The organism is Rhodothermus profundi (assembly GCF_900142415.1).
Lineage (GTDB): Bacteria > Bacteroidota > Rhodothermia > Rhodothermales > Rhodothermaceae > Rhodothermus > Rhodothermus profundi.
Window position 1 is genome coordinate 49,956 of the sequence record NZ_FRAU01000005.1, and the last position, 11,355, is coordinate 61,310.

General features: G+C 60.1%; 4 protein-coding genes and 1 tRNA gene. 3 read left to right on the top strand and 2 right to left on the bottom strand.

Annotated elements, in window-relative coordinates; translation table 11 throughout:
- Positions 1-16: 16 nt before the first annotated feature.
- From BUA15_RS08270 to BUA15_RS08280, 3 genes are all read left to right on the top strand, one after another.
- Positions 17-2,203: a transferrin receptor-like dimerization domain-containing protein gene (locus BUA15_RS08270; protein ID WP_072715517.1), complete on the top strand. Its 2,187-nt coding sequence runs from the start codon at positions 17-19 to the stop codon at positions 2,201-2,203.
- Positions 2,204-2,225: 22 nt separating this feature from the next.
- Positions 2,226-3,935, top strand: a complete 1,710-nt coding sequence (locus BUA15_RS08275; RefSeq protein ID WP_072715518.1) for an amidohydrolase family protein — start codon at positions 2,226-2,228, stop codon at positions 3,933-3,935.
- A 171-nt stretch (positions 3,936-4,106) separates the two neighbouring features.
- Positions 4,107-4,194, top strand: a tRNA-Leu gene (locus tag BUA15_RS08280).
- Positions 4,195-4,596: 402 nt separating this feature from the next.
- Here the strand turns inward: BUA15_RS08280 and BUA15_RS08285 are convergent.
- On the bottom strand, positions 4,597-7,947 hold the full coding sequence (locus tag BUA15_RS08285; protein ID WP_072715519.1) for a helicase-related protein: 3,351 nt from the start codon (positions 7,945-7,947) through the stop codon (positions 4,597-4,599).
- Between the two features lie 279 nt (positions 7,948-8,226).
- Positions 8,227-11,355, bottom strand: a complete 3,129-nt coding sequence (locus BUA15_RS08290) for a DUF499 domain-containing protein (RefSeq protein WP_178139398.1) — start codon at positions 11,353-11,355, stop codon at positions 8,227-8,229.

Consider the following 11,355-nt stretch of genomic DNA (forward strand, 5'->3'; position numbering starts at 1 on the left):
ATAGCAGCCTGCCGCCATGTATCGAAGCGTTGGTACCTTCCTGCTCTCCTGGTTGCTCTGGACGGCCGGCTTGGCTTTGCCTGCCCCGGCGATAACGCTGGCTCAAGAGGTTTCGCCCGATTCGCAGCTTCTCGGGTTTACCCGGGAGCATGCCCGTCTGCAATGGTCCCTCGAGGCACGCCTTCCCGCTCTGATTTCAGCAGAACGCATGCGCACCTATCACCGGGCGCTGACAGCCGAGCCGCATCATGCCGGAACTGAAGCCAACGAGCGCACAGCCGAATACCTGGCAGCCCGTCTGCGTGCATTTGGCTTCGATAGCGTGGCGTTTTATCGCTACGAGGTGCTTTTGCCCCGACCTGTTGAACGATCGGTCGAGCTCATTGCCCCGGAGTCCTATCGGCTCCGGCTGAGCGAGCCCCCCTTAGCCCCCGATCCTGATACCCGGAAGGACGGCGTGCTGCCGCCCTTTAATGCCTATTCAGCCGATGGGACGGTCGAGGCCGAAGTAGTGTACGTAAACTATGGCATTCCCGAGGATTACCGGGTGCTCGACTCACTGGGCATCAGCGTCGAAGGGAAGATTGTGCTGGCCCGTTACGGCCGGAGCTGGCGCGGGATCAAACCCAAGGTGGCTGCCGAACGCGGCGCGCTGGCCGTCTTGCTCTACTCCGATCCCGCCGACGATGGGTACGTCCGGGGCGACGTGATGCCAGACGGAAAGTGGCGGCCTGAATGGGGCGTGCAGCGCGGATCGGTCCTAGACATGCCGCTTTACCCGGGCGATCCGCAGACGCCCGGCTATCCGTCTAAGCCGGAAGCCGAACGCCTGCCGCTTGCTGAAATCCCCAACCTTCCGAGCATCCCTGTCTTACCCATTTCCTACGGCGATGCGCTGCCGATCCTGCGCAACCTGAAGGGTCCGGTTGCTCCTGAAGCGTGGCGGGGCGGCTTGCCGGTCACCTATCACATCGGTCCTGGCCCAGCCCGCGTGCGCATGACCGTGCGCCAGGACTGGTCGGTGCGTCCCATCGTCAACGTGATCGGATACCTGTGGGGGCGCGAAGAACCAGACAAGATCATCATGGCCGGTGGCCACCGAGACGCCTGGACGTTTGGCGGACGCGATCCTATTAGCGGAGCCGCTTCCCTGCTTGAGACAGCCCGCGCCCTTGCGCACCTGGCCCGGGAGGGGCACCGGCCGCGTCGCACCATTGCAATCGCCTCCTGGGATGCCGAAGAATACGGGTTGATTGGCTCCACCGAATATGCAGAAGAGTTTGCAGATCAGCTTCAGCAACAACTGATTGTCTATCTGAATCGCGAAAGTTATACAGCCGGTCCCTTTCAGGCCGGCGGTTCCCATGCCCTGGAACCTTTCATCAATGAAGTCGCACAGGCTGTTCCGGCTCCGGAAGGTCCGGGCACGGTGTGGCATTTCTGGAAAGCCCGCACCAGTGCCCAGCGCCTTGTGCGCACTTCTCGAGGAGAGCGTATTCGCATCGCTGCGCTGGGCTCCGGTAGCGACTACACGGCCTTCCTGGACCACCTGGGCATTCCTTCGGTCAATCTGGGGTTCGATTCCGGAAACGGTATCTACCACTCGCGCTACGACACCCACTGGTTTTTCACTACGTACGGCGACCCTGGCTTCCGCTATGGTGTCCGGTTGGCGGACCTGGTTGCCCGGTTTCTGCTGCGCCTGGCCAATGCTGACATCCTTCCCTTTGACTACGCCATCACGGCCGAAACCATTCAGCAGTATCTCGACGAGCTGGAAGCGCTCCAGTCCCAGTATCTGAAAGAGCCGGTTGACCTGCAGGCCGTGCGCCAGGCAGCACAGGTGCTGGAAGCGACGGCGATTGCGTTCCGGGCCGAGCGCGACCGGATTCTTCAGCTCCCTGCCGCTACGCTGGGGGCCCATCGCGCAACGCTGGCGGCGATCAACGAACACCTGCACCGAGCCGAGCAAGGCTTTCTGCATCCGGAAGGCCTGCCTGGCCGTCCCTGGTTTCGGCATATGCTTTACGCTCCTGGTTTCTACACGGGCTATGGGGTGAAGACGTTGCCAGGCATTCGCGAAGCCATAGAAGCGGGCCGTGCTGCCGAAGCCCGGGCAATGGCCGAAGCGACGGCCGCGGCCCTGGAGCGCGTGCGGCAGCATCTGGTGGCAGCGCTGGCACTTGCTCACACGATTCGCTAAACGTTAAAACCTGTAATCCAATATGCGCTGGCTTTGGAGCTTTGTTTGCCTGGTCCTGGCAGGTTCACTTTATGCCCAGGAGCGCCCTGTGGCGCTGATCGGTGCCCATGTGGTCAACCCAGCGGGCTTTCCGTCTTACCCGGAGGCAACTGTACTGCTTGAGGGATCCCGGATTGTGGCAGTTGGTCCTGCGGATCAGATCACGGTGCCTCCTGAAGCCGAACGCATCGATCTCCGCGGGAAATGGATCATTCCGGGCCTGATCGATGCCCACGTACACTTTTTTCAATCAGGGGGTCTCTACACCCGGCCAGATGTCATCGACCGCCGACATGTCGTGCCCTATGAAGAAGAGCTGGCGCAAATTCGGCAGCGGTTGCCCGATACGTTTGCCCGCTACCTGCGCTGCGGGATCACGGGTGTTGTCGATGTTGGGGGCCCTTTCTGGAACTTTGACGTGCGCCGACAGGCGCAGCAGACGCTGCGTGCGCCGCGCGTGGCGGTGGCTGGCCCCCTGATTTCTACCTACCAGCCTGCTGCGCTTACTACCGACGATCCGCCGATTATCAAGGTAACTACGCCTGAAGAAGCCCGGGCGCTGGTGCAGCGAGAACTGGCCCATCAGCCCGACCTGATCAAAATCTGGTACATTGTGCGTCCGGGGGAAACGCCCGCGCAGCACCTGCCTGTGGTCCAGGCTGCTATTGAGGAGGCCCATGCGCATGGCGTGCGCGTGGCGGTCCATGCCACCCAGTTGGAAACCGCCCGGTTAGCTGTGCAGGCAGGCGCCGACATTCTGGTGCACAGCGTCACGGATCAAGAGGTGGATGATGCCTTTATTCGTCTGCTTCGGGAGCATCAGGTACTGTATACGCCCACGCTGGTAGTCTGGGAAGGATATCTGGAGGTGCTCAGCCGTCAGGTGCAGCTTTCGCTGCCCGAGCTTACGTGGGCCAATCCGTACGTGGTCGCCACGTTGTTTGACCTGTATGCCGATACCACGTACCGTCCTCCTTCCGCGCGCTGGGTCGAAGCGCGTCGGCGACGTCTTCGGATAGCCCAGCGCAACCTGAAGCGGCTGCAGGAAGGGGGCGTGCGTATCGCAGCCGGCACCGATGCCGGCAACATTGGCACCCTGCATGGACCGGCCATTTTTCGAGAATTTGAGCTTATGGCCGAAGCTGGCCTGACCCCTCACCAGATTCTCACCAGCGCCACGCTGCACGGGGCGATGGTGCTGGGCATGGCGGATAAGCTGGGGGTTATCGAACCAGGACGCCTGGCCGATCTGGTCGTGCTGGATGCCGATCCCCGGCTTGACGTTCAGCACTTTCGCGCGATCCATCTGATCATCAAAGACGGACAGGCTTTCCGTCCGGCCTCGTTGATACAGGAGACGGCCGTTGATCTGGTGCAGCGTCAACTGAACGCCTACAATGCCCGGCATCTGGAAGCGTTTCTGGCCACCTATGCACCGGATGTAGCCGTGTACGACTTCCCGGGGACGCTGCGCATGCAAGGGTTGGAAGCGCTCCGCGCCCGCTATGGCCGCCTTTTTGAAGAAAACCCGCGGTTACATGCCCGTCTGCTAGGGCGCCTCACCGTCGGCGCTTTTGTGATTGATCGAGAACAGGTAGTGGGGCGCGCTGATGGGCGAATCTTACATGCCATTGCCATCTATGAAGTGCGCGACGGCCGCATCCAGCGGGTGTGGTTTATTCGGGGCAACTGAGTAAAACGAACAGACCTGCGTTCCTGATGAAAGGAGCATCGCAGCCCTGGCCTGACGCCTTGTTCTTTGGATCGTTTCGGTAGGGCTCCCAGGCTTGTCCCTCTCCAGGCGACACCTTCGCATTTTTTGCGAAACCGAAGGCCAGGCAGCGGGGTTTAGTCAGGCGAGTTTGCCCGGGTGGCGGAACTGGTAGACGCACGTGACTCAAAATCACGTGGCCCTCGCGGCCGTGTGGGTTCGAGTCCCACCCCGGGTACCAGTTGGGATTCTGTGTACTCAAGAAGTTCAGGATCCACTGCGCCCTTTACTCAGGATGTCCATGTGCCTGTAGTCAATGCTCTTTCTCTTTTCCCTCACAGAATTCTTTGGTAAGGCTGGTCTCTTTAGTGTTCCTTTCCCTACGTTCATATGCCGCAGTGGTAGTCAGTTTTTTTGCAAATCCTGTGGACAGCGGTTGCCAGGATCTGAAGGATCACAAACTTTACCGCTTACCTCCACACCAGTACTTCAAACCACCAGCGGAGCAACCCTACAATGTTGGTAAGGATCAGTCTATTTGAATTTCCTTCCACATTGCCGATCCAGATAATCCGTGAGCGCATGTAATTCCGTTGATCTCACATCCGCCATCTCCATTCCTTCTGATGCGCCTGTGATTTTCTCAGCCCTCCTCCCTTCCTCCTCTTAAAATCTCCTCCATCCCCACCCAATACCGCACCTCCACCACTTCCTCGGGCTTCAGGTTCACGGCCGGGTTCTGGATGATGTACAGCTCTGGCTTGGTGGCCGCGTTCAGCACGACATACAGGTAGTACTCGTCCCCAAACCGTTGAGCTTTGAACCATTCATTTTTCGTCAGCGCTACCGGTCCCACGCCGGCGCGGGCTTTGACCTCAATGTAGCGCTTGCGGCCCGTGCGCGGATCGCGGGAGCGGATGTCGAAGCCCAGATTCTGCGCTGAGACGTCCTCCGGCTCACGGCTGTAACGACGTTCGTAGTCCATGGCAACGGCCATGCCCACTTGTTCCACGTCCGGGTCTTCACTCATCTTGTCTGCGGCCACCTTGGCAGGCACCACCCGTGCCGCAGCTACAAACCGCGGTGTGCTCAACGTCAGCACGCGCTCGCGCCGGATCTCCTCCTCCAGCTCGCGCAGAGCCTGTTCGTAGCGGCGCTTTTGCTCCTTCTTGTTGTGAATAACCAGGTCTACCTTCTCTCCTTGTTCCTGCCGCGCGTACAGGTTTATCAGGTCGCCATCCAGCTCCAGGATGAAGTGCTCCAGCGAACGGAGGCCATACTTCTCCTTAATGTGCGCCTGGCGTTCCCGCTCCCTGGCTATTTCGGTCCTGTAACGTTCCAGTTCCTCCAACACAACCGGCAATGTCAGCTCTTTCAACGCCTCCAGGGACACGTCGTCCCTGCCACACGTATCCCCGCCCTCAAGCAGGTCCCAAAGTAAGGCCGGATTGACAGGCCGGACATCGCCACCTTTCCTGTCGGCAAAAAAGGCGAGCAACCGACGTCCGGCCACCCGGCCGGTGCCGTCGGTGATTTCCCCTTCGTAGAAGAGGAGGACCCCATCCAACCGACCATCCGGGTCTGTGAACACCGCCCCTCGGTGTAAGGCATCGTTCAGGGACATCTCGACCCAGCGCAGCAACGCTTCGAACAAGGGATGCCCGAAGGAGACGAATTCCGCATCCGGATGCCGGAAGGCCACCTCACGGTCGAAGGCCACCTTGGGATAGCGGTTGAGAAGGGAGCCAAACCGCTTGCGGAAGGCGTCCTCTTCGGCCACGCGGCGAATGGCGGGCGGAATGCTCTCCACAGCCAAGAAGCCATCCCGGCGTTTGCGGTAGCGCCCCCCTGCAGCTTCCCAACCCTTCTTGAAGAAGGCTTCCGTGTACTCGGGAATGAGACGATGCTCGCGGGCCTGATCTGCCATTTCCCGGATGCGAGTGTAGTCGATGTAACGGGTGGCCAGGCTTTCGCCCAGGTTCTCCCGCACCCGGCGGATGTACTCCTCGTCCACCTGAATGTCGATCTCGCGCAGAATCTCGTCCAAACTGCGCGCACTGGCCGCGGCTTCCAGCATCAGCTGGGCCAGGTTCTTGCCGTAATAGACTTCGCCTAGAACATCAAAGACCTTGTCGCTTCCCAGCGCCTGCCGAATTTCTTCCAGCTTCTCAAACAGACGTTGCAGGACCATCCCCTCCCGGGTGTCTGTGGCTACCAAGTTGAAGATGTCCACCTCCTTGGTCTGGCCGTAGCGATGAATACGGCCCATGCGCTGCTCCAGACGATTAGGGTTCCAGGGCAGGTCGTAGTTGACCATCAGGTGGCAGAACTGGAGGTTGATGCCCTCGCCCGCGGCTTCCGTGGCCACCATGACCTGGGCCTCGTTTCGGAACACGGCTTCAGCCTGGATGCGGTCTTCTAGTTTCATCCCACCATGGATCGTGCACACGCTGTACCCCCACTGGCGGAGACGCTGCTCCAGATATACCAAGGTGTCCCGAGACTCGGTGAAGACGAGGATTTTTTCGCCGGGAAAGCGGCGTTCCAGATCATTCAGAGCCTGGCGGAAGTGGCGCAGTTTGACCTCTTCGCCGCTGTGGATGATGGCCTCAGCCTGATGCAACAAGTGTTTGACCGTCTCGATCTCCCGCTCCAGTTCGCGACGGTTCTCAGCGACCGTAAGCGTCTCCCAGATTTCCTCTTGCTGCCAGCGCTCAGCCTCACTGGCATCTTCGGCTTCTTCTGGGTCAAAGAGGATGGGACGTTCCAGCTGTTTGCGCCTTTCAGGGTCACTCATGCGCAGGAGGTCTTCCAACCGCTTCTTGCGCCGCTGGAGAGTGCGGTAAAGCGCGTAGGTGCTGGACGCGAAGCGGCGCTGGAGGATGACCAGAGCGAAGGCGACGTTGCGGCGTTTGTCTTTGGTGAGTGCCTTGTTGTACTGAGTCTGCACGTAACGAGAGAGCGCGTTGTAGAGCTCCTTCTCCTTGGGCGATTCCTGACCCAGGTCGAAGGAGATGGTGCGCACGTGGCGGGGAAGAAACAAGGGCTTACCCTCGAAATCCTTCAGGTCCTCTTTCATGCGCCGGATAAAGAGCGGATTGTCCCGGTTGCGAATCGATTCCTGAAGCAAGTCCTCTGTCGCGAAGAAGCCGGGAACCAAGAGGTCCAGGAAGAGACGGAAGTTTTCAGGATCGCCCTTATGGGGGGTGGCAGTGAGGAAGAGCAAATGCGTGGCGATTTGGGACAGCGTTTCACCCAGGCGGTAGCGGGCCGTACGCGTCAGTCTGTTGCCGTAGCGGTAAGCGCTCATTTTGTGGGCTTCGTCCACGATCACCAGGTCAAAGTGAGCGGCGGCAAGCGAGGGCAACACATCGTCCTGCTTGGCAAAGTCCATGGAGGTGATGATCTGATTTTCCCGCAACCAGACGTTCTCGCCGAACAGGGCTTCCATCGTGCGGCGGTCCACGACTACAAAGTGCTCCTCGAAGCGCTCCTTCATTTCCCGCCGCCACTGGTCTTTAAGATGGCCGGGCACAACGATGAGAATACGCTGAGCGAGACGGCGCAATTTCAGTTCCTTGATGATTAGCCCTGCCATGATCGTTTTCCCCGCACCCGGGTCATCGGCGATGAGAAAACGAATCCGGGGCAGGTTGAGTACGTAGCCGTAGACAGCTTCTATCTGGTGAGGGAGCGGATCGACTTTCGAGATGTTCATGGCCAAGAGTGGGTCATAGAGAGAGGCGTAGCGGTAGCGGAGCGCCTCCAGGCGAAGGAAAATATCCCGCGCGGCACCAGCGAAATCTGTAGCCACAGGCACGATCTGGAGATTCTGGATATCCGCCCGGGGTAGCATCTGGTCAACATGATACCCCGATGTTGTTGTACGACCAACGATGCGCACATAGGAGCCTAAATCCTGAACAAGGTTGACCTCAACAGATTCAGGCCAGTGAGGTCCCTGAATGATGTCTCCCGGTTTAATGTGTCCCATGGTTGTTTCTTTCTATCTACAGGTTGCTACTTAGTTGCTGGTTGCGCAGGGAATGCTGAGAGCGTGGTGGCAACTCACCGGGAGTGAGAAGTTTCTTTGAGACTTAACATAATCTCTGACACCAAATATTATATGCCTGAGATGAGATAAAGCCAATCTGCGAGCTGACCCAGCTGGAGGCTCCACAAAAGCAGGAGACCCATTTTTATCAGAGATGCCAGGTGATTCGAGAAATAATGAAATTTTACTTTCGACAGATGAGCTCGGCTTCAAGTATTTCTACGCCTCCTCCACCTCCATGCCCATCTGTCGGAAGGCTTCCAGGACCTTGTGTTCGTACTCTTGCTCAGTCATCTCGCCCTCACTGGCGTTCACAGTCACTTCCAGCCTGTTGAACCGATGCTGAAGCAGATTGAACACGCCCAACAACGAGGATACCTGTCCCCGGGACACGACGAAACGCAAGGTCAGAGTGCGGCGCACAGGCTCAGTGACAGGTACACTTTCGGTGGTGGCTGTGGCCCCGGGAGTGGACGCGGTACAATCTCGCACCTGACTGGCAGGGATCGTTTCTGAGTACATGTGGGTAGCTTCTGATTCTACCCCGTCAGGGGGAGAGGCGGCCTGTGCCTGCTGAGTCTGTTGGGCCTCGCAGATGTCCGCGCGGATGATGATTTCGTTCCCGGCCAGCGCTACAGTGGGCGATTCCTTGTAGGCCACGCAGCGGATTTCCCCCTCTTCCAGCACGCCCAGGCCAAAGAGCCCCTGTTGGACACCGGCCACGATGCAGCGGCGCCAGGCGTCCTCACTGACGACGCGCAACGCGCCCGGGGTGCGCGACCAACTCTGCGCTAGTTGGGCGGTGGACACGTACTCCTGGTCGCGCAGGTAGCGCTCCTTCAACACCAGAGGCTCCAGCCGCTCCAGAATTTCACCTTCGTTGCGTAATTTGTCGTATACCTCCTCGTCAAGGGGGACATCCACGCCATACGTGCCTGTGCCCATGTCCAGCTCCAGTAAGTCGCCGTTCGGGCCCGGGATGTAGATGAGGCGGTAGGCATTGCGCACCTGGTCGGTAAGGTCTTTCTCCAGTTTGGCGATCCGCTGCTTCACCTCTTTACGCTGTTCCTCGGTCAGGCGCAATGTGTCGTCCCTCTCGATGGAGCGCAGGGCCGCATACTGGCGCAGAAGCCGCTGCAGTGCGAGGTGTTCGTGCTCCATGGGCGCGAGGAAGAACAGGGTGTTGCGGTGGACGCGCGGGGTCTGCCCCTTTTTCTCCAGGAACGCGCGCATGCGTTCCTCGTCCCGCTGGCGGAAGATCAGCAGTTTGAGTTCGGGGGTGTCTGGGATGTCGTTTTCGCTCTCCGGCCAGATGTAGACTTTGACCCTGTGGCCGCGCATTCGACGCCCGAGCCGTTCCCGTTCCAGGTTGGTGATGTCCTCGGGGCGGATGTTCTCCTCCCGCACCAGGAGGATGCGGTTCAGGTTGGGCTGGTTGGAGAAGTAGACCTTGCCGTCGGACTGCTGGAGATAGAAGAGGCGGGTCTTGAGGTGTTCCAGGGCTTCGGCCACGACGCTGGCGGGATTCTGCAAGGTGGTGGCGTGGCGCTTGACTTCGCCCAGGGTAGCGCCACGCTCGGTGCCCCCAGAGAAGGAGTGCAGGAAGACGGTGGTGGCCGCGCGCGTGCCCAGGCGCAGCCATCGGTACGCGTCACCCAGTTCCTGGTCCACCTTGCGCGCGCCCGCGGCCGCGTCGGTGATGTCCGCGGCAATAACGCTGTCGAACTCGGGGCCGATGTGCTTGAGCAACTCGCGGCGAATCTCGGAGTCAGCCAGGTCGAAGTCGGCCAAGGTAATGTAGGGCAGGTTGCGTTCCCGCAGGTTGTAGACCACCAGGGAGAGCAAGCGCAACACGCCCCGGGTGCGCTGGAAGGAGGAGAAACTGCCCCAGCGGTGGTAGAGCACGTCAATGGCGTCGGGCAGGAAGGGGTAGGAAACCAGGAACCGCTCCCGATATTCACTGGGCTCCATGCCCGGTGGCAGCAGGTTCTCCCGCTCCGCGTAGTGGAGAAAGCCTTCTACCACCTGTCGGGCTGCGGCCTCATCCACGCGGCTGAACAGGCGACGGCGGATGACCGGGCTGATCTCGTGTTCCTGCACCGGGGTGTAGATTTTCTCCATGCGGCCGAGCACTTTCTGCATCTGCTGGAAGAGGCCCTCTGCGTTTTCGTCGTAGCGTTCCAGGAGGCTGGAGGGCAGAGTGACCACCAGGCAGGCGCGCTCCAGGGTGCCGACGGTCTCGGTGAGTTCCTGGAGGAAGGCTTGCGTCTGCGCGGCCAGGTTGCTTTGGCCCACGGTCACACCGGCAGCCTTGATGGCGTATTCGAGCACCTCGTCCATGAGGATGAGGACGGGCTGGTGCGTGGCCAGCAGCGTGCGCAGGGCTTCCCGGCCGGGCGCGGTCCTCCCCTCGAAACCGACACGCGTGCCGGTCAATTGCTCGGCCATCACGCCCCACAGGGTGTCCTTGTTGGCGTCCAGCACGGTGCCCACGAGTACGACGGCGCGCGCGTTCCACTCGCGAGCCTTGTGGTACATGGCGATGAGCGCGTGGGTCTTGCCGCCGCCAAAGGGGGTTTGCACCTGGATGATCGGATCGCCGCCCCGACCGCTCAGGCGCTTTTCGACCACGGCGAGCAGGTTGGTCAGGCCCTCAGTGGGATAGGTCTTCTGGAAGAAGCGGCCCGGGTCCTGATATTCGTCCGGCGCGCGGCCCTGGAACACCTCCCACAGGTCCGCGGCGAACACGTCCATGGTCAGGCGGCCGGCCAAAATGTCGTCGTGAGGGATGGCGATGGTGTGGAAGGCTCGCACCACCTCGCCGGTCTGTTCCTGCTTCTCCGTGATGATTTTGCGAGCGTCCTTCAAGGCTGGCCAGCGGTGTTTCAGGTATTCTACAGTTTCCTTGGGATTCAAAGAGCGAGTGGTAGTGCCAACGCGGACGTAGAACTCTTCTCCTCTGGTCCCTTTGAGAAAGATGGGTTCCGAGGCGGGCTGCACCTCGAGGACATAGATGAGTTTACCCTCTACTTCCTCAAAGCGCCCCTGGATAAGGGGGGCGTACTGGGCGCCCAGGTGGCTACTGAGGATGTTGGCCAGGTGCTGTTCGAAGCGGTCACGGGAGTGCCTGAGCAGGCGGAGGTCATTCTCAAGCCCCAGGATGTGGCCGTCGTCTTCGATGCCGATGACCAGGGTGCCGCCGTCAGTATTGAGAAAGGCGACGATGGTCTTCAGTACCTGGTGTTGGAGCGCGGGGTTCCGTTTGCCCTGGCGCACATCCCATTGCAGGCTGCTCTTGAATTCAACGGTCTGGCTTTCGCCGCCGGCTATGATCTGTCTGATGTTCAT